The sequence below is a fragment of the Achromobacter sp. EB05 genome (assembly GCF_044232075.1).
In the GTDB taxonomy this organism is placed as follows: domain Bacteria; phylum Pseudomonadota; class Gammaproteobacteria; order Burkholderiales; family Burkholderiaceae_B; genus Achromobacter; species Achromobacter dolens.
This window is the reverse complement of sequence record NZ_CP155917.1, coordinates 163,971-183,670: the sequence shown is the minus strand read 5'-3', so window position 1 is coordinate 183,670 and position 19,700 is coordinate 163,971. Positions and strand designations below refer to the sequence as shown.

Sequence of the window (19,700 nt, the reverse complement as noted above, 5' to 3'; positions counted from 1 at the left end):
GGGCGCGCCCGGCCCAGCCCCGCTTGCCGCGACCGGCAACGCGCGGCCCGGCGTTATCCGACCAAGAGGGCATCCAACCATGCTTTCCTTTATTGCGCAGCGGCTGATCCAGTCGGTGCTGGTGATGTTGACGGTGGCGCTGATCGCGTTCTCCATGTTCCGCTATGTCGGCGATCCGATCGCCAGCATGGTGGGGCAGGACACCACGCCCGAGCAGCGCGAACAGTTGCGTGAACAGTTGGGCCTGAACGATCCCTTCGTGGTGCAGTACGCGCATTTCGTCGCCAACGCGGTGCGCGGCGACTTCGGCATTTCCTATCGCCATCGCCGGCCGGTCAGCGAACTGCTCGAAGAACGCCTGCCGGCCACGCTGGAGCTGTCGTTCGTCTCCGCCGTGATGGCGCTGGCGCTTGGCATCCCCATGGGCATCTACACCGCGCTCAAGCGCCACGGCGTGCTGTCCAAGACCTTCATGGCGATCTCGCTGGCCGGGATCTCGCTGCCCACCTTCCTCATCGGCATCCTGCTGATCCTGTTCTTCGGCGTGCAGTTGCGATGGCTGCCCAGCTTCGGGCGCGGCGACGTGGTCGGGCTGGGCTGGTGGACCACGGGCTTCCTGACCAAATCCGGCCTGCTGGCGCTGATCATGCCGGCCATCACGCTGGCGCTGTTCCAGATGACCCTGATCATGCGGCTGGTGCGCGCCGAGATGCTGGAGGTGCTGCGCGCCGACTTCATCAAGTTCGCGCGCGCCCGCGGCCTGCCGGAGCGGCTGATCAATTTCCGCCATGCGCTCAAGAACACTATGGTGCCGGTCATTACCATCACCGGCCTGCAACTGGGCTCCATCATCGCCTTCGCCATCATCACCGAAACGGTGTTCCAGTGGCCCGGCATGGGCCTGCTGTTCATCCAGGCCATCAGCATGGTGGACATCCCGGTGATGGCCGCCTACCTGGTGCTGATCGCCTTCATGTTCGTCGTCATCAACCTGGTGGTCGATCTGCTGTATTTCGCCGTCGACCCGCGCCTGCGCGTGCAGAGCAAATAAGGGAACCGCCTCATGAACGCCCGCATCGCTCCCTTCTTCGCGCGCGCCGCCGACAGCGACCTCTGGCACAGCTTCAAGCGCTCGCCCGGCGCCATCGTCGCCGCCGCCGTCACGCTGGCCATCCTGCTGGGCGCGCTGTTCGCGCCGGTGGTGGCGCCGCACAATCCGTTCGACCTGGCTTCCCTGAACATCATGGACGCCAACACCCCGCCAGCATGGCAGGAGGGCGGCAGCCCCGACTTCCTGCTCGGCACCGATGACCAGGGCCGCGACATCCTCTCGGCCGTGCTGTATGGCTCGCGCGTGTCGCTGCTGGTGGGCTTCGCCTCGGTGCTGTTCTCGATGGTGCTGGGCGTCACGCTGGGCCTGATCAGCGGCTACGCCGGTGGCCGCGTCGACAGCTTCATCATGCGCATCGCCGACGTGCAGCTATCGTTCCCCGCCATCCTGGTGGCGCTGCTGATCGACGGCGTGGCGCGCGGACTGTTGCCGCGCGACATGCACGACGAACTGGCCCTGTACGTGCTGATCTTCGCCATCGGCATCTCGGGCTGGGTGCAGTACGCGCGCACCGTGCGCGGCTCGACGCTGGTGGAACGCAACAAGGAATACGTGCAAGCGGCAAGGCTGATCGGCATCGGCCCGGTCACCATCCTGCGCCGCCACATCCTGCCCAACGTCATGGGGCCGGTGCTGGTGATCGCCACCATCCACCTGGCGATCGCCATCATCACCGAAGCCACGCTGTCGTTCCTGGGCGTGGGCGTGCCGCCGACCGCGCCGTCGCTGGGCACGCTGATCCGCATCGGCAACAGCTATCTGTTCTCGGGCATGTGGTGGATCTCGATCTTCCCCGGCATCGCGCTGGTCGCGCTGGTGCTGTCGGTCAACCTGCTGGGCGACTGGCTGCGCGACGCGCTCAACCCCAAGCTGCGCTGAGGATGCCATGGCCCTGTTGAACATCGATGACATCCGCATCGAATTCCCCAGCCGCCGCGGCACGCTGGTGGCGGTGGACGGCGTGTCGCTGTCGCTGGAGAAAGGCGAGATCCTGGGCGTGGTCGGCGAGTCCGGCGCCGGCAAGTCGACCATCGGCAACGCCGTGATCGGCCTGCTCGAAGCGCCCGGCCGTCTGGCCGGCGGCGCGGTGCTGCTCGACGGCGAACGCATCGACACCCTTACCCCGGCGCAGAAGCGCAAGGTGCGCGGACGCCGCATCGGCATGATCTTCCAGGATCCGCTGACCTCGCTCGACCCGCTGCAGACCGTGGAAAGCCAACTGGTCGAAACCATGCTGGTGCACCTGGACCTGACGCACGACCAGGCCAGGCAGCGCGCGGTGCAATTGCTGGCGCAGGTCGGCATCGACCAGCCCGAGCTGCGCGTTCAACAGTATCCGCACCAGTTCTCGGGCGGCATGCGGCAGCGCGTGGTGATCGCGCTGGCGCTGTGCTGCGAACCCGAGGTCATCATTGCCGACGAACCTACCACCGCGCTCGACGTGTCGATCCAGGCGCAGATCCTGGAGCTGCTGAAAAAGCTCTGCCGCCAGGAGCAGGTCGGCATGATCATCATCACCCACGACATGGGCGTGATCGCCGACGTCACCGACCGGGTGGCGGTGCTGTACCACGGCAAGCTGGTCGAGCAGGGGCCCACCGCCAAGATCCTGGGCGATCCCGATCATCCCTATACCCGCAGCCTGATCTCGGCCGTGCCGCGCCCGGACATCAAGCTCAAGCGCTTTCCGCTGGTCACCTACATCGAGGACGTCAAGACACCGGCCAAGCCGCTCGACCTGGCCACCCACTGGCTCGGCCAGCGGCGCGACTTCGGCGCACGCGGCGAAGGCCTGCTGGTGCAGGTCCGGGACCTGAGCATGCGCTTCGTGCTCAAGAGCGCCTTGTTCAAGCGCAACCAGCGCACGCTGGATGCCGTCAAGCGCGTCAACTTCTCGATCGGCGAAGGCGAGGTATTCGGCCTGGTGGGCGAATCCGGTTCGGGCAAGTCGACCGTGGCGCGGCTGATCTCGGGCCTGTACACGCCCAGCGGCGGTTCGGTCACGTTCGGCGGCACCGACCTGACCGCGCTCAAGGGCGAAAAGCAGCTCAACCCGTTCCGGCGCCAGATCCAGATGATCTTCCAGGATCCGTTCTCGTCGCTCAACCCGCGGATGCGGGTGCTGGACATCGTGGCCGAGCCGATCCGCTTTCACAAGCTGGCGGCCAGCGAGGCCGAAACGCGCCGCGTGGTGGCGGACCTGCTCGACGTGGTCGGGCTGGGCGAGCGCGCCGCCGAGCGCTTCCCGCACGAGTTTTCCGGCGGCCAGCGCCAGCGCATCTGCATCGCGCGGGCGCTGGCCACGCGGCCGCGCTTCCTGATCTGCGACGAACCCACGTCGGCGCTGGACGTGTCGATCCAGGCCCAGATCCTGAACCTGCTCAAGGACCTGCAGGAACAACTCGGCCTGACCATGCTGTTCATCAGCCACGACCTGCCCGTGATCCGCCAGATGTGCGACCGCGTTGGCGTGATGCGCTACGGCGAACTGCTGGAGGTGGCGGACACCGAGGCGCTGTTCGAGCATCCGCAGCATCCCTACAGCCAGCACCTGCTGGGGCTGATGCCCCGCTTGCAATCCATGTCCCGCGAGGGACTGGAGGTGGAAGGCTGAGCCTCACCCACACGACAAGGAGCGAGACATGAGTGCGTTGCCACAGACCCTCTTCATCGGCGGCAAGGTGTTCGACGGACATGGCGCAATGCTGCCGGGCCATGGCGTGCTGGTCGAGGGCAGGCAGGTCACGCGGGTGGCGCCGGCCGCCGAATTCAACGGCTTCGCCGGGCGGCGCATCGACACCACGGGCATGACGCTGATGCCCGGCATGGCCGACTGCCACGTGCACCTGGTCTACACCGGCGGCGCCGACCCGCAGACGCAGATGTCGAAACAAGGCCCGGCCCAGATTACGCTGACCGCGCTGGAGAACGCGCAAGCCGCGCTGCGCGGCGGCTTCACGGCGCTGCGCGATTGCGGCGGCAAGGACTACCTGGAATTCGGCGTGCGCGACGCCATTGCGCGCGGCGTGTTCCCGGGCCCGACCATCAAGGCCTCGGGGCGCATCATCTGCATGACGGGCGGCCACGGCAACCGCATCGGCCGCGTCGCCGACGGCTGCGAAGAAGTGGTGAAGGCGGTGCGCGAGCAGGTCCACGCCGGCTGCGACCTGGTCAAGATCATGGCCACCGGCGGCGTCATGACGCCGGGCGTGAGCCCGATGGATGCGCACTACAGCTTCGACGAAATGAAGGCGGGCGTGCACGAAGCCAAGCGCTTTCGCAAGAGCACCGCCAGCCATGCGCAAGGCACGCAGGGCATCCTGAACGCGGTGCGCGCCGGCATCGACTCGATCGAGCACGGCATCTTCATGGACGCGCAGTGCCTGGAGGAAATGCTCGCGGCCGAAACCTACCTGGTGCCGACCATCGCGGCCGTGCGCAACATCGTCGCCAACGCCGACAACGGCATTCCCGCCTATGCCGTGGAAAAGGCGCGCGCGGTGGAGCAGCGCCATCGCGAATCGATCCAGATGTACTACAAGGCCGGCGGACGCATCGCGCTGGGCACGGATGCCGGCACGCCGTTCAACCTGCATGGCGAGAACGCGATGGAGCTGGCCTACATGGTGGAATTCGGCATGACACCGGTCGACGCCCTGATTGCCGCCACCTCGCGCGGCCATGACCTGATGGGCATGGACGGCCATGGCGTGGTGCAGCAGGGCGCCGTGGCGGACCTGCTGCTGGTGCGCGGCGACCCGACCGAGGACATCATGCGGGCCGCCGACAAGCGCTTCCATGTGGCGGTGCTGCGCAACGGCGACGTGGTGGCGGGCGCCTTGCCGGCCTGACGCGCTGCGCCCGCGAGTCGGGCGCAGGCTTTACTTCACGCCCCGCGACATCAGCCAGGCCAGGAAGGTCTCGAGCGACATGCGCTCTCCATTGAAATCGACCTGGCCGCCCGCGTAGCTCAGGCTCGCCAGCAGCTTGCCGTCTTCCAGGCGCCCCCATTGACTGCCCACGATGCGGTCGCGCACGCCATCGGCCTGCCGGCGCGCGGCGTCGCGGGCGGCGGCCTCGGCCATGCCGTCGGCCTGCAGGCGCACGGCGATGAGGTCGGCCACGCTGGCAACCGGCACCGACAGCCGCGCGTCGAACTTGCGCACGGTCTCCTTGACCACCGCGGCCGGCGAGTGATTCCACAGCGTCGGCGCGGCCAGGCCCACCGCCAGTTGCAGCGTGGCGCTGCCGTTGGCGGTATCGATCTGCAACGGCGCCAGCGAGAAGCCAGGTTCGGCCAACAGAAACTTCATCACATGACCTGCCCCCACCATCTTGTCGCTCATACTGCCGCCGCCATCTTTCGTGGCCTCCATGGTGTCGCGGAACCCGCGAAACGACACCAGGTCCAGGTTGTGCGCCTCAGCCGCCAGGCGCAGGTTGGCCACCTGTCCGGCGCGGGTGTCGATGCCCGCCACCTGCACGGCCAGCTTGCCTTGCATGGCGCTGTCGGCGCCGCTGGCGTCAAGGTTCACCGCGACGTCACGCAGGGTGACCGGCTCGCCGTCGATCTCGGCGGTCCATTGCTTGAGGGTCGCACGGGTCGTGGCCACGCCCGTCTCGTCGCTGGCGCGGGTCGCGTCGTACCTTATCGCCAGGTCACGCATGGCCAACCGGCGCGTGTGGTTCGCGCCGTCTTTGATGAACGGCTCGAACAGGTCGGCCCGGTCCGAGCGGATCGTCACGACGGTGTGTTTGCCGCCGGCGGCAACGTCGGTCTGCAGCGTCAGGCCCGAGAAACTGAAGCGGGACTCGTCGCGCGCGCGCTCGACAGGCGCCAACGCCAGGGAAGCCGCGATGTCGCGGCCATACCCCGCCACGGCCTCGGCCGTCATCGGCACGCCGCCCTGCGCGGCGGCGAACCAGGTTTCCAGCGACGGCGTGGGCGCCAACTCGGCGCGGGCTGCGGCCATGGCCGGAAACAGATGGCCCTGCAACAGGCGGTACCGCGGGAACGGCCCGTGATCCAGGCACACCACTATCTCGTAGTCGCGTCCCGTCGCGCCGGGGCCATCCTTGGCCAAGGGCTGCGCCTTCAGCCGATAGCGCGCTTGCGACGTGAACACGCCGCGTTCGTACGACCGTTGTTCGAACGACAGCGTCTCGCCCAGCTTCGCGCCGATCAGCCGCGCCTGCGCGTCGGCGCTTTCGGCCAACTGCGCCATGCCGCTCTCGAGCTGCTTGCCGGTGTACCAGGCCGTGCCTGTCCAGATCGCGCCCAATGCCAGCACGGTGCAACCCACCGCCACCCATTTCCGCATGATGTCCTTCCCGCTTCCCAATTGCGCCGGTCCCGCATGAACCGAAGCCGCCAGCATACGCCGCGCATGAAAAACGGGCTGCCGCGCCCTAAGGCGCCGCAGCCCGCGTGGGGCGCCGGCATCATGCCGGCGCCGGGGTCTTGCCCGCGCCTTAGCGCATGCCGCCCATCGCGCCGCTCATGACCATCATCATGAACTGCTGCAGCGGCATCTTCTTGCCGTTGAAGTCCACTTGGCCGTCGGCGTAGTTGAGGTAGGAAACGATGTTGTCGTTTTCCGCCTTGGCCACGCCCATCGCCACCGCCATGGTGCCGACCATTTCGGCCTGGCCCTTGGCGGTCTGGACGGCGCGGTCGGCCGGCACGCCGCGCGTCTGCGGCTCGATCGCCATCAGGTCGGCCAGATTGGCCTTGGACAGGATCAGTTTGGCGTTGAGCTTGCGAATGGCTTCCATGGCCAGGTCGCTTGCCGGCTTGTCGGTCGAGGCCGGCTTGGCCAGGTCCACGTCCAGGTTGAAGGTCGAGGTGCCGTTGGCGGTGCGCACCTGCAGCGGCGACACCGACAGGCTGGGATTGCCGGCCAGCAGCAGTTCGACGTTGGTCTTCAGGATCTGCTGTTCTTCGGGCGTGAACTCGGAAGAACCCTCCTGGCCGCCGCTTTGCATCATGCGGCGCGACGAAGACTCGTACACGTCGTTCAGGGCCTTGAGCGCCTTGGGGTCCATGTTCTTCATGCCGATGGCCAACTGCAGGCCCGCCATGTCCTTTGCCTGGACGTTGATCATGCCAAAGTCCAGCACCATCTTGGCATTCACGCCGGTATCGGCCTCGGACAGGTCAACGGCAACGCTGGTGTCCTTGAGCAGCACCGGCGGCTTGGTCTGGGACGTGATGGTCCATTCCTTGAGGACCAGCTTCTGGCTGCCCATGGCCATGTCGTTCTTGCCCGGGGTCAGGTCGCTGTTGAGCGTGATGCCCTTGACCGCCATGCCCACGATATCGCTATCGCCGGCGGGTCCGGCCAGCGTCACGCCATCGCTCTTGAGCGCCAGCACGCCGTGCTTGGTGTTGGTGTCGAAGTCGACATCGGCCGCCATGCCGGCGAAGGTCAGCTTGGTCTTGTCGGTCGAGGCTTCGGCCGGGGCCAGGTTGAACGTGCCGGTGACCTGCTTGCCGTAGCTGACGCTATAGGCGCCCGTCAGCGGCGTGGCGCCCTTGGTGGCGGCGAACCAGCCCTTGACGGCCGGGGTCTCCTCGATCTGGAAGCGGCTCGCGACCATGGCTGGGGCCAGCTTGCCCGAGGCCAGGTTCGAGAACGGGAACGGGCCGTGCGACAGGTGTTCGACGAACTGGAGTTCACGCTCCTCGGCCGGCTTGCCATCCTTGGCGGGCAGCGTGAACTTGACGCGGTAGCGCTCGGTGGACGAGAACACGCCGCGCTCGAACGACATCAGTTCGATCACCGGCGTCACGCCCCACTTTTCACCGAACTTGCGCAGTTCGACGTTGCCGTCTTCGATCGACTGCTTCACGAACGCTTCGGCCTTCTGGCCGGTGTACCAGGCCGTGCCGGTCCAAATCGCACCCAGTGCAACGACCAGACCCGCTATTGCCGCCTTTTTCATAGCAACCCTTAATTCTTGTGTGATGGAGGTAAGCGATCGGATTATAGGGAGGCCGGCTTAGGGATTACACTAATTTCGTACACGATTAGTGCAAAATGTTACGCAGCTATACCGCAGACCGTGTGCGCCACATGCCGCGGCGCCGCATCGGCTACAATGGCTTTGCGTGCTTTGCCAATCTGCACGCGTCCGCTAGGCACTTCGCCGCCAAGCTTCGCCCTCAGGGGCGCTTCCCTTTTCTCCTTATTCGTCCGCCTGGATTGGAGTCTCTCAACTTGAGCGACGGGCTGCCGCTGGAGTTGTTTTGACTACCTCTTCCTCTTTCGCCGACCTCGGGCTGGCCGATTCCCTGTTGCGCGCCATTGCCGATACCGGCTACACCGCGCCCACCCCCATCCAGGCCCAGGCGATTCCGCAGGTCCTCAAGGGCGGCGACCTGCTGGCCGCCGCCCAGACCGGCACCGGCAAGACCGCCGGCTTCACGCTGCCCATCCTGCATCTGCTGATGCAGCGCAAGCCGGAAGCCCGCAAGGCCGGCCGCCCGCGCTGCCTGATCCTGACGCCGACGCGCGAACTGACCGCGCAGGTGGCCGAATCGGTGCAGACCTACGGCAAGCACACCTCGCTGACGTCCATGGTGATGTTCGGCGGCGTCAACATCAACCCCCAGATCTCCGCCCTGCGCAAGCCGCTGGACATCCTGGTGGCCACCCCCGGCCGCCTGCTGGACCACTGCGGCCAGAAGACGGTCGACCTGTCCGGCGTCGAGATCCTGGTGCTGGACGAAGCCGACCGCATGCTCGACATGGGCTTCATCCGCGACATCCGCAAGATCCTGGCCCTGCTGCCCAAGCAGCGCCAGAACCTGCTGTTCTCGGCCACCTTCTCGGATGAGATCCGCGCGCTGGCGCGCGGCGTGCTGAACAACCCGGGCGAAGTCTCGGTCACCCCGCGCAACACCGCCACCGAACTGGTCACCCAGACGGTGCACCTGGTCGAACAGCACCACAAGCGCGACCTCATCAGCCACATCATCCGCGAAAGCGGCTGGCACCAGGTGCTGGTGTTCACGCGCACCAAGCACGGCGCCAACCGCCTGGCCGAAAAGCTGGTCAAGGACGGCCTGACCGCCGCCGCGATCCACGGCAATAAGAGCCAGTCGGCCCGCACCCGCGCGCTGGCCGGCTTCAAGGACGGCACCGTGACGGTGCTGGTGGCCACCGACATCGCCGCCCGCGGCCTGGACATCGACCAACTGCCCCAGGTGGTGAACTTCGAACTGCCCAACGTGCCGGAAGACTACGTGCACCGCATCGGCCGCACCGGCCGCGCGGGCGCCACCGGCGCCGCGGTCTCGCTGGTGGACAACAGCGAGATCAAGCTGCTCAAGGACATCGAGCGCCTGATCAAGAAGACCATCGAGCGCAAGCCGGTGGCCGACTGGACCCCGCCCGCCACCAGCGCCGCCGCCTTCGAACGCCAGGAACGCGACGAAGACTCGCGCCAGCCGCGTGGCGGCGGCGGCCGTAACGGCGGCCGCGGCGGCAACGCCGGCGCGCCCCGTTCGCGCCCGGCCAACGCCGCGCCGCGCGGCGCCAACGGCGGCCGCGCCCCGGCGCCGGCCCGTGCCGGCGGCGACAACCGCGGCGGCCAGGGCCAGCGCGATGGCAAGCCGTCCGACCGTCCGGCCCACGCCGGCCGCGGCGACGCCCGCCCGCAGCAGAACCACCGCCGCCCCGAAGGCAGCGCCCGTCCCGCCGGCAACGGCAACGGCGGCCGCCCGGCCGGCGCCCCGCGCGCCGCGCTGCTCTCCAAGTAATATCAGCGGCATACCTGTTACTGCGACCCACGGACCCGCGCCATCATGCCCCTTTCCACCTGGTTGACGTTCTTCCTGGCCTCCTGGGCCATTTCGTTCTCGCCCGGCGCGGGGGCCATCTCCGCGATGTCCTCCGGACTGAAGTACGGCTTTGCCCGCGGCTACTGGAACACAGCCGGCCTGATCCTGGGCATCCTGTTCCAGTTCGTGGTGGTCGCGGTCGGCCTGGGCGCGGTGCTGGCCACCTCCGAGATGGCCTTCAACGTGGTCAAGTACCTCGGCGTCGCCTACCTGATCTACCTGGGCGTGCGCCAGATCCGCACGGACGCCGCGCCGGTCGCGGTCGATGCCGGCGATCCCAAGCAGGCCTCGATCCGCGAGCTGGTGATGCGCGGCTTCCTGATCAACACCATGAACCCCAAGGGCACGGTGTTCCTGCTGGCCGTGGTGCCGCAGTTCGTCGACACCGCCTTGCCGCTGACGCCGCAGTACGCGGCGCTGGCGGGCACGCTGGCCTTCACCGACCTGGTGGCGATGGGCGTGTACACGCTGCTGGCGGCGCGCGTGCTGCGCCTGCTGCGCGATGCCAAGCACATCCGCTGGATGAACCGCACCTTCGGTTCGCTGTTCATCCTGGCCGGCGTGTTCCTGGCGTCGTTCCGCCGCCATTCCTGAATTTCCACGCGCGGGGCATGCGCCGGCAACGGCGCGTGCCCCGCTTGTTTCGATGCACGATACCGGACCGCGCCGGGCTGAAGCCGCGGCGTCAGGTTGAATCCTCCGATCATGAACATCCCACAAGAAGTAGCGCGGCGCCGTACCTTCGCCATCATTTCCCACCCTGACGCGGGCAAGACCACGCTGACCGAAAAGCTGCTGCTGTTCGCAGGCGCGATCCAGATCGCCGGCAGCGTCAAGGCGCGCAAGGCCTCGCGCCACGCGTCCTCCGACTGGATGGAAATCGAAAAGCAGCGCGGCATTTCGGTGGCCTCGTCGGTGATGCAGATGGAATACCGCGACTGCGTCATCAACCTGCTCGACACCCCGGGCCACCAGGACTTCTCGGAAGACACCTACCGCGTGCTGACGGCGGTCGACGCCGCGCTGATGGTGATCGACGCGGCCAACGGCGTCGAACCGCAGACCATCCGCCTGCTGCAGGTCTGCCGCGCGCGCAACACGCCCATCATCACGTTCATCAACAAGATGGACCGTGAAGTGCGCGAACCGCTCGAGCTGCTGTCGGAAATCGAAGGCCACCTGGGCATGGACGCCGTGCCGTTCTCGTGGCCGGTGGGCATGGGCAAGGCCTTCGGCGGCGTGTTCGATATCCGCCGCGACCGCATGCGCGTGTTCCGCCCCGGCCAGGAGCGCCGTTCGGACAACGACGACTTCATCGAAGGCCTGACCAACCCCGAGATCGCGCGCCGCTTCGGTTCGGCCTTCGACCAGGCCAGCGGCGAGATCGAGCTGATCAATGAAGCCGCGCCCGCGTTCGACCGCGACCAGTTCCTGGCGGGCAAGCAGACCCCTGTGTTCTTCGGCTCGGCCATCAACAACTTCGGCGTGCAGGAAGTGCTGGACGCGCTGGTCGAGCAGGCCCCGCCTCCCGGCCCGCGCGTCGCGCTGCAACGCGAAGTGCAGCCCGAGGAACCCAAGTTCACCGGCGTCGTGTTCAAGGTGCAGGCCAACATGGATCCGGCTCACCGCGACCGCGTCGCCTTCGTGCGCGTGAGCTCCGGCCGCTTCGAGCGCGGCATGCGCCTGAAGGTCGCGCGCACCAACAAGGAAATGCGCCCCAACAACGTGGTGTCGTTCCTGTCGCAACGCCGCGAACTGCTGGACGAGGCCTATGCCGGCGACGTGATCGGTATTCCCAACCACGGCGTGCTGCAACTGGGCGACGTGCTGACCGAAGGCGAAACGCTGCAATTCACCGGCCTGCCGTTCTTCGCGCCGGAACTGTTCCAGGCCGTCGAAGTGAAGGACCCGCTGCGCACCAAGCAGTTGCGCACCGGCCTGACGCAGTTGGGCGAAGAGGGCGCCATCCAGGTGTTCCGGCCCGAGGCCGCCGGCGGCTCGCTGCTGCTGGGCGCGGTCGGACAGCTTCAGTTCGAAGTGGTGGCCCACCGCCTCAAGACCGAGTACGGCGTGGACGCCCGGATGATGCCTTCGCGCTACACAATGGCACGTTGGATTACCTCTGATAACCCCAAGGCGCTGCGCAAGTTCATGGATGCCAATGCCGCCCATATCGCCTATGATGTGGTCGATGCGGCGGCGTTTTTGATCAGTTCCCCCGCGCAGTTGCGCGTGGCCGAGGAACTGTATCCGGATGTGAAATTCCACGCCATGCGCGAGCACGGCGGCAAGGTTTTCGGAGACAAGGCGTAGACCCGTTCGGGTACCGCACGGCAGATTGAGGGTAGCAATGTCTTGGCGTTTATTATTCGCAACGCTCCTGCTGGCGCTTGGCGCGTCGGCGTGGGGCGGTATTCAATTGGGTGACTGGCTGGTGGCGCATGCGCCGCAGGCCGCGCCCGCGCCCGGCCAGGATGCGGCCGCGTCGCAGCAGCCCGTGCTCGATGCCAACGGGCGCCCCTACGTGGCGCAGCCGCCGCAGCCGCGCATCGATGGCACGCTCGGCGTGCCAGACAAGCCGGCCGACCGCGAGTGGGCCATCAATACCGTCTCGCTGTTCGACACCGTCAGCGATCCCGCCGTGAAGATCTCGCGCGAGCGCATCAGCCAGGACCAGGCCCGCGAAATCGCCGCCGCCTCGCAAGTGCCGCTGCCGCAAGGCACGTCAGACGTCAGCACGCTCGACCTGCAGGCGCCGGGCACCGGCACCGCCGTCAATGGCGGGCAGGGCCAGGCCCCGGGGCAGCAGGCGGCTGGCTACGGCAATACGCAAATGGTGCAGGCGCCGCCCCCGCCCAATTCGTCGCCCGCCCCCGGCGCGCCCGGCTGGCAGGACGCGCTCAAGCGCGAACTGGCCCACTGTGCCACGCAGGGCTTCTTCGAGCGCCCCTCGTGCTCGTGGGCGGCCCGCAACAAATACTGCGGTCCGAACCGGGCCTGGGGCACGATGGCCGAATGCCCGGCGCGGCCGCAATAAGCCGCATCGTCCGGATCGCGCCACCCGCGATCACCCAAAAAAATGGCGCCCCGAGGGACGCCATTTTCATGCCGGGCCGATCGATCAATCGGGCACGGACATCTGGCTTTGCAGGTAGTTCTGCAGGCCGACCTTGTCGATCAGGTCGATCTGGGTTTCCAGATAGTCGATGTGCTCTTCGGTATCGTCCAGGATGTCCTGGAACAGGTCGCGCGAAACATAGTCGCGCACCGATTCGCAATAGGCGATGGCTTCCTTCACGGTGGCCTGGGCGCCTTGCTCCAGCTTCAGGTCACAGGCCAGCAATTCCGGCACGTCCTCGCCGATCAGCAGCTTGTGCAGGTCCTGCAGGTTGGGCAGGCCGTCGAGCATGAAGATGCGCGCGATCAGGCGATCCGCATGCTTCATTTCGCCGATGGATTCTTCGTACTCGTGCTTGCCCAGCTTGTCGAAACCCCAGTGGTTCAACATGCGCGCATGCAGGAAGTATTGGTTGATCGCCGTCAGCTCGTTGGTCAGTTGCTTGTTCAGGAACTGGATGACGGTTTTGTCGCCTTTCATGATGGACTCCTTGCAGTCAGACGCGACGCGCACTGCATCGCGACAAGAAGCGCACGATGCCGCGAGTACGCAACCCCGGCAGACTAACATCGGCCGCGGGGCCGCGACTAGCCTTGGCGCGCATTTGGTAAACCGCTTTACGAGCGCTACAAGAAAGCGACAGACGAATGAGAATGAGTATGCATGCGCGATGTCCTGCGGGCAATGCATTGCGGTTTCGCGGGTTGGGCGGACACGGGCGTCCCATTTGCCGCGGCATTTCAAGCGCGCCGCACAGCGTGAATGGCGCGATGACGCCATGAATCTATCAGACCGTTCCGAACGCACGCCACGTTGTGCAAACCCAACCCTGGTGCGCTGCGCGGGGTCCCGCGCCACGCGCACACCCCAGCCTCGGCCAGCTTGACGCGCGCGCTGCCCGCGCCTAGGCGGCGCGCCGCGTCGCCAGCCAGATGCCGAATGCGATCGGCACGATGCCCAGCAGGTCGAGCCACGACACTGACTCGCGCAATACCACCCAGCCGAACAACAAGCCCAGCGGCGGCATCAGGAAATGCAGCGCGCTGGCCGCGGTGGCGCTGGCGCGTCCGAGGATCATGAACCACAGGTAATAACCGCCGATGGACACCGCCACGATCATGTAGGCCATGCTCCAGAACAGGCTGGCCGTCATGCGCGCGTCGCCGAGGCTCTCGTGCAGCAGCGCCACCGGCATCAGCGCCACCGCACCGGCCAGCGACTGGATGCCGGTCGCCATCCACAGTCCCGTCGACGGCTTGAGGCGCTTGTAGAGCAGCGTGCCCGCCACCAGCGCCACCAGGCCGCCCGTCACCAGCAGGGTGCCATGCAGATCCTCCTGCATGCCCGACAGCCGCGAGCGCAGCACCAGCGCCACGCCCGCCAGGCCCAGGCACAGCCCGAGCATCTTGCGCCAGCCCAGCCGCTCGCCCAGCACGGGCCCGGCCAGCACCCCGATCAGCAGCGGATTGGTGCTGATCAGCACCGCCGTGAACGCGGACGACACGGTCGTCATGCCGCTCCAGCTCAGGCCCAGGTAGGCCGCGTTGTTCAAGACCCCCAGCAGCACCAGCGCCGCCAGGTCGCGGGCGCCGGGCCGCGACCACCGGCCGCTGGCCGCCGCCACGCCCAGCATCAGGGCCCCGGCGATCAGGAAGCGGAGGGTCAGCAGGGTCAGCGGCGGACAGTCGCGCACCGCGATCTTGGCCGCCGCGAACGCCGAGCTCCACAGGAAACAGAATGCCGCGATGGGCGCCCAGGCCACCCCCATCGGCGCGTCGGCGGGCAGGGCGGTGGCGGGCAAAGTCGATGACGCCTTCATGGCAGCAGGTCCGGGCAAAGGAAGATGAGCCCATTCTGGGCGCGGCCCTATCCATTGACAAACGCTTTATTTGGATCAAAAGTATTTGAAAAACCGATGCAAAGGCGCCTCCCATGCTCGATCTCGATCTATTGCACAGCTTTGTCTCCGTCGTCGACGCGGGCGGCTTCACCCGCGCCGGCGAACGGGTGCACCGCAGCCAGTCCACCGTGAGCCAGCAGATCCGCAAACTCGAGGAGACGCTCGAATGCACGCTGTTCGTGCGCGAAGGCCGTCAGGTCCACCTGACCGAGGACGGCGAACGCCTGCTGGGCTACGCGCGCCGCATGCTGGCGCTGTCCACCGAGGTGCGCGAAGCGGTCAGCGGCCGCAAGCGGGTGGAGGTGATCCGGCTGGGCATCCCCGACGATTTCGCGGCGGACACACTGACGGCCATCGTGGCGCAGTTCGCCCGCGCCCGGCCGGCGGTCAGGCTGTCGGTGCGCTGCGACCTGACCGTGGCCCTGACGCGCGGCCTGGAACGCGGCGACCTCGATCTGGCGTTGCTCAAGCGCGAACCCGGCGCCGGTCCGGCGCTGACGACCTGGCCGGAACACCTGCACTGGATCGCCGGCTCGCACGCGCTGCCCGCCAGCACCGAACCGGTGCCGCTGGTGGCTTTCCCGCAGGGCTGCATCTACCGCAACCGCGCCATCCACGCACTGGAACGCGCCGGACGGCGCTGGCGCATCGCTTACGAAAGTCCCAACCTGATGGGAATCCAGGCCGCGCTGGCGGGAGGATTGGGGGTGGCCTTGCTGGAACGCCGCTGCATCGCCGCCGGCCATCGGCTGGTCGACGACATGCTGCCGCCGGTGCCGCCGTCCGAACTGGCGCTATGCCTGTCGGAGCCGGCGCGCGAGCCGGTGCGCCAGTTGGCGGGGATGATCAGGGATTTTTGTGAAACGGAAACACAACGGCTTGCAGGGCTGGGCCTGCAAGCCGTGGCAGGTGGCGACGCCGCTCAGGCGACGGCGACCTGGATGACCGGATAGCTGCTGTTCGCCGCGGACGCGCCCGGCTCGGCCATGGTGGCCGGCGGGTTGACCGGAACGGCGATCGAGCGCACATCGCACACGCTGGAGCAGCGGCCGCCCGGCAGGTATTCGGCGGCGGTGGCCGCGCAGCAGCCGCAGCACGTGGCCACGCCCAGCTCGAACTGCAGGTCGGAAAGCGACGTCGCGCCCGCGTCCACGCTGGCGCGGACTTGGCGTTCGGTGATGGCATTACATACGCAAATGTACATGAGAATAATTATCGAGATTTATTCCTGCAATGGCAAGTACTCAGCGTAAATAATTTGCAACCATGCGGCCGCCTAACCCATTGAAATAAGGGACGTTTTCCGCTGAAACGTCCCTTATTTCATCGCGCCGCGGCCTGCGCTTTGCGCAGCGCGGCCGGCGCGATCCGCAGCGCTTCGCGGTATTTCGCGACCGTACGACGGGCGATGACGATGCCCTGGTCGGCCAGCTTTTCCATGATCTGGCTGTCCGACAACGGCTTGGCGCGGTTCTCCTCGGCCACCATCTGGCGGATGAAGGTCTGCACCGCCGTGGCCGAAGTGGCGTCGCCGCCGTCGGTCGACACCCCCGCCCCGAAGAAGCGCTTGAGCTCCAGCGTGCCAAACGGAGTGAGCATGTACTTCTGCGTCGTGGCGCGCGAAATCGTGGATTCGTGCAGGCCCAGTTCGCCCGCGATGTCCTTCAGGATGAGCGGCCGCATGGCCGCCGGCCCCTGGCTGAAGAAGGCGGTCTGACGGTCCACGATGGCCTGGGCCACCCGCAGGATCGTGTCGAAGCGCTGTTCGACGTTGCGGATCATCCACTTGGCCTGCTGCAGTTGCGCCTGCAGGCCGGCGTGGGCCGATTCCTTCTGGTTGCCCAACATCTGCGCGTACAAACCGTTGATCTGCAGGCGCGGCACGGCGGCGCTGTTCAGCGTCACCTGCCAGCCGCGACGGGTCTTGCGCACGATCACGTCGGGCACGGCGTAATCGGCCGCCGGCACCGTCCAGGCGCGGCCGGGCCGCGGCTCAAGCCGCAGGATCAGGGCGTGGGCGACGCGCAGGGTCGCCTCGTCGCAACCGACCGCCGCGCACAGGCGGGCATTGTTGCCGGTGGCCAGCAACGCCAGATGCTGGGCGCAAATGAGACGGGCGCAAGCCAGCGCCTTCGGGTCGGCGGCCTCCGGCAGCCGCGTCAGGTCCGGGTTGCGCAGTTGCAACAAGAGGCAGTCGGACATGTCGCGGGCGCCGATGCCGGGCGGATCGAACGACTGCAGCAGCGACAGCGCGGCGCGCAGTTCATCCAGGTCCGGCTCCATCTCGGCGGGCAGCCAGCCCAGGATTTCCTCCAGCGGCGAGCCCAGATAGCCGTTCTCGTCCAATTCGTCGATCAGCAACGCGGCCAGCGCGGCATCGCGCGGCGCCGCGCGCGTCAGCACCAGTTGGCCCAGCAGGTGTTCGCGCAGGGTATCGGGCCGGGCGGCCTCGGGGAGGCTGGAATCGTCATCGGGGTAGACCCCGCCCGAACCCGGCATTTCCTCCACCGGCGTGTCGCGTTCGGGCGCGGGCTCGTCGTCCTGCACCGACGATTCACGCTCGGATTCGGCCTGCGTTTCGGCCGATGAGGGTTCATCGTCGCGTTCCAGCAACGGATTATCGGCGAGCACCTGCGAGATTTCCGCCTCGAGGTCGAGCGTGGACAGCTGCAGCAACCGGATGGATTGCTGCAGTTGAGGGGTCAGCGTCAGATGCTGGCCGGGCCGCAGTTCTAAAATAGGACGGGTCATAGGTACAATATTTTGCATGATGAATCAGACTTCGCCCGCACGCGTTCGCCAGGATTGCCGACTTATCGGCCAGACCCTGCTCAAACTGGCGCTTCCCCGACTTCTCGTGCGCGCGATCGTGATCGCCGTTGCCGTGATCGTCTGGTATCTCGCCGCCTCCTGGATCCTGGATTTCGGCAAGCGCATCAACTACGAATTCCTGCATTCACTGGGCCAACCCACCATGGACATGGTGCAGAAGGTCAATCCGTACATCTGGTGGGTCGTCGCCGGCATCTGGACCCTGATCGTCTTCTTCATCCTGCGCGCCTGGCTGTCGGCCAGCCTGGCTTCCGGCCGCGCCACCCCCGTGAGCACGGGCGTGCTGGCCGACCTGGCGCCACAGCTCTCGCAGGAGTCGCTGGGCGTACTACGCTGGACGTGGGGCACCCGCGAGGAACCCTTCACCGTCGGCGACCTGCACCGCTCGCTGTCGGAAATCCGCCACAACCGCATCGGCAAGATCGCCATGGTGGCCGAACAGACCGACATTCTCGACGGCGCGGCCGCCAAGCCGTCGCGCGACGATCGCGATGACGGCCGCCGTAACGACGACCGCCGCGATGCCCGCGACAGCCGCGAACCCCGCTACATCGAGCCGCGCATCGGCGGCCCGGCCCGCTGAACCGGCGCGCACCGCCATCCGACCGATGATCCAGGCCGCCGCGAGGCGGCCTGGTTGTTTCAGTCCCCTGCCAGCCGGGCTCCCCTATACTGGCCCTCCAGGCTCGCGCAACCGCGGCCGCGCACCTTTAAAACCAGACCAAGCCGATTGCAGAGACCAGTCGGATGCGCGGCCAGCCCCTGGAGTTGCTTTACATGTTCCGTACCCCCGTCCGGTATGCCGCCGGCCTTCTGCTGGCCTGCTCGGCCGCCTTCGTTGCCGCCCCGGCATCCGCCGCCTGGCCCGACAAGCCCATCACGTTCGTCGCGCCCTTCAGCGCCGGCGGCGCCAACGACCTGGTCGCCCGCATCATCGCCAAGGCGGTGGGCACGACCCTGAACCAGCCCGTCATCGTCGAAAACCGTCCCGGCGCCGGCGGCGTGGTCGGCGCCGCGCACGTCGCGCGCAGCGCGGCCGACGGCTACACCTACCTGGTGGGCAGCAACGGCACCGTCACCAACAGCCTGATCCGCTCGGACCAGCCCTACAAGGACGAAGAACTGACCCCCGTCGCGCTGCTGTCGATCACGCCGTCGGTGATCGTGGCCAACCCGTCGAACCCCGCCAAGGACCTGAAGGACTTCGTCGAACGCGCCAAGCAGGCCAAGACCGACCGTATCACGTTCTCGACCGCCGGCAACGGCAGCACGCCGCATTTCGTGGCCGAGATGGTCAAGGAAGCCACCGGCCTGCCGGTCGAGCCGATCGCCTACAAGAGCGGCTCGGAAGGCGTGACCGCGGTGATCGGCAAGCAGGTGGACGCCACCTCGGAAGCCAGCATCGTCACGCTGCCGCTGGTGCAGAGCGGCAAGCTCAAGGCCCTGGCCACCACCTGGGACAAGCGCATGGCGAGCGCGCCCGACATCCCCACCACCGCAGAGTTGGGTTTCCCCGCCATCCGCATCGGCCACTGGGCCGGCCTGTACGCGCCCGCCGGCACGCCCGCCGACGTGCTCGACAAGATGAACGCGGCCGTCGAGAAATCGCTGCAGACCAAGGAAGTGCAGGACGCGCTGCGCCAGAGCAGCATCGAGCCGGGCGGCGGTTCCCGCGCCAGCTTCGTCGAGTTCGCCAAGAGCGAGCGCGAGCGCCTGGGCCAGGTGGTCAAGAACGGCCACATGCAGACGCAATAACGCGTGTGACGCCAGCCGGGGACGGATCGTCCCCGGCTTTTTTTATCGCCTTCCCGATTGCGCTGTCCGCAAAAGTATGTTTGACTAGCAACCTATGGCCGCTTACCGCACCTCCCTCGCGATTGCCACCGGACGCTCC

17 protein-coding genes are annotated in these 19,700 nt (G+C 67.1%); 11 read left to right on the top strand and 6 right to left on the bottom strand.

The genetic code is table 11. The features are described from left to right. The first annotated feature begins 79 nt into the window (after positions 1-79). Genes AAID08_RS00815 through AAID08_RS00800 form a run of 4 tightly spaced genes read left to right on the top strand, consistent with a single transcriptional unit; the run spans position 80 to position 4,962 of the window. Positions 80-1,051: an ABC transporter permease gene (locus tag AAID08_RS00815; RefSeq protein WP_024067408.1), complete on the top strand. Its 972-nt coding sequence runs from the start codon at positions 80-82 to the stop codon at positions 1,049-1,051. Between the two features lie 12 nt (positions 1,052-1,063). After that, positions 1,064-1,990, top strand: a complete 927-nt coding sequence (locus tag AAID08_RS00810; protein WP_054503759.1) for an ABC transporter permease — start codon at positions 1,064-1,066, stop codon at positions 1,988-1,990. 7 nt (positions 1,991-1,997) lie between these two features. Continuing rightward, on the top strand, positions 1,998-3,725 hold the full coding sequence (locus tag AAID08_RS00805; RefSeq protein ID WP_395757263.1) for a dipeptide ABC transporter ATP-binding protein: 1,728 nt from the start codon (positions 1,998-2,000) through the stop codon (positions 3,723-3,725). A 28-nt stretch (positions 3,726-3,753) separates the two neighbouring features. Beyond that, the gene (locus AAID08_RS00800) at positions 3,754-4,962 is read left to right on the top strand and encodes an amidohydrolase family protein (protein WP_054503761.1); all 1,209 of its coding nucleotides are present in this window, start codon (positions 3,754-3,756) and stop codon (positions 4,960-4,962) included. 30 nt (positions 4,963-4,992) lie between these two features. On the opposite strand, the gene AAID08_RS00795 is transcribed toward AAID08_RS00800, so the two are convergent. After that, positions 4,993-6,432: a YdgA family protein gene (locus AAID08_RS00795; protein WP_395757262.1), complete on the bottom strand. Its 1,440-nt coding sequence runs from the start codon at positions 6,430-6,432 to the stop codon at positions 4,993-4,995. Between the two features lie 151 nt (positions 6,433-6,583). Beyond that, a complete protein-coding gene (locus AAID08_RS00790) occupies positions 6,584-8,056 on the bottom strand; it encodes a YdgA family protein (RefSeq protein ID WP_054503762.1) in 1,473 nt (490 codons plus the stop codon). Between the two features lie 304 nt (positions 8,057-8,360). Here AAID08_RS00790 and AAID08_RS00785 point away from each other — a divergent pair, with 304 nt between their 5' ends. The 4 genes from AAID08_RS00785 to AAID08_RS00770 all read left to right on the top strand — a co-directional run bounded on the left by AAID08_RS00785 (position 8,361) and on the right by AAID08_RS00770 (position 12,993). Continuing rightward, positions 8,361-9,875: a DEAD/DEAH box helicase gene (locus tag AAID08_RS00785; protein ID WP_395757261.1), complete on the top strand. Its 1,515-nt coding sequence runs from the start codon at positions 8,361-8,363 to the stop codon at positions 9,873-9,875. Between the two features lie 45 nt (positions 9,876-9,920). Further along, positions 9,921-10,550: a LysE family translocator gene (locus AAID08_RS00780; protein ID WP_049070507.1), complete on the top strand. Its 630-nt coding sequence runs from the start codon at positions 9,921-9,923 to the stop codon at positions 10,548-10,550. 111 nt (positions 10,551-10,661) lie between these two features. Next, complete coding sequence (locus AAID08_RS00775) at positions 10,662-12,269, top strand: peptide chain release factor 3 (protein ID WP_049070505.1); 1,608 nt, start codon at positions 10,662-10,664, stop codon at positions 12,267-12,269. Between the two features lie 37 nt (positions 12,270-12,306). Continuing rightward, the gene (locus AAID08_RS00770) at positions 12,307-12,993 is read left to right on the top strand and encodes a hypothetical protein (RefSeq protein ID WP_006386994.1); all 687 of its coding nucleotides are present in this window, start codon (positions 12,307-12,309) and stop codon (positions 12,991-12,993) included. An 84-nt stretch (positions 12,994-13,077) separates the two neighbouring features. Here the strand turns inward: AAID08_RS00770 and bfr are convergent, their stop codons facing one another. Together bfr and AAID08_RS00760 are read right to left on the bottom strand one after the other, a co-directional pair. Then, a complete protein-coding gene (gene bfr / locus AAID08_RS00765) occupies positions 13,078-13,554 on the bottom strand; it encodes a bacterioferritin (protein WP_006386993.1) in 477 nt (158 codons plus the stop codon). Between the two features lie 424 nt (positions 13,555-13,978). Next, the gene (locus AAID08_RS00760; RefSeq protein ID WP_054504386.1) at positions 13,979-14,893 is read right to left on the bottom strand and encodes a DMT family transporter; all 915 of its coding nucleotides are present in this window, start codon (positions 14,891-14,893) and stop codon (positions 13,979-13,981) included. A gap of 113 nt (positions 14,894-15,006) precedes the next feature. Here AAID08_RS00760 and AAID08_RS00755 point away from each other — a divergent pair, with 113 nt between their 5' ends. Beyond that, positions 15,007-15,927: a LysR substrate-binding domain-containing protein gene (locus AAID08_RS00755; RefSeq protein WP_064522601.1), complete on the top strand. Its 921-nt coding sequence runs from the start codon at positions 15,007-15,009 to the stop codon at positions 15,925-15,927. Here AAID08_RS00755 and AAID08_RS00750 read toward each other — a convergent pair. Both AAID08_RS00750 and rpoN read right to left on the bottom strand, forming a co-directional pair. Next, entirely contained in the window at positions 15,897-16,178 is a 282-nt protein-coding gene (locus AAID08_RS00750) for a bacterioferritin-associated ferredoxin (RefSeq protein ID WP_049070497.1), read from the bottom strand. The two genes, AAID08_RS00755 and AAID08_RS00750, sit on opposite strands and share 31 nt — an antisense overlap. A 119-nt stretch (positions 16,179-16,297) precedes the next feature. Beyond that, positions 16,298-17,743 (bottom strand): RNA polymerase factor sigma-54, encoded by a 1,446-nt coding sequence (gene rpoN / locus AAID08_RS00745; protein WP_054504384.1) that lies wholly within the window; start codon positions 17,741-17,743, stop codon positions 16,298-16,300. Between rpoN and AAID08_RS00740 the strand changes: the two genes are divergently transcribed. Then, on the top strand, positions 17,742-18,389 hold the full coding sequence (locus AAID08_RS00740) for a hypothetical protein (protein WP_054504383.1): 648 nt from the start codon (positions 17,742-17,744) through the stop codon (positions 18,387-18,389). The genes rpoN and AAID08_RS00740 overlap by 2 nt on opposite strands. Positions 18,390-18,583: 194 nt before the next feature. After that, positions 18,584-19,561 (top strand): tripartite tricarboxylate transporter substrate binding protein, encoded by a 978-nt coding sequence (locus AAID08_RS00735; RefSeq protein WP_064522604.1) that lies wholly within the window; start codon positions 18,584-18,586, stop codon positions 19,559-19,561. Positions 19,562-19,700: the final 139 nt, after the last annotated feature.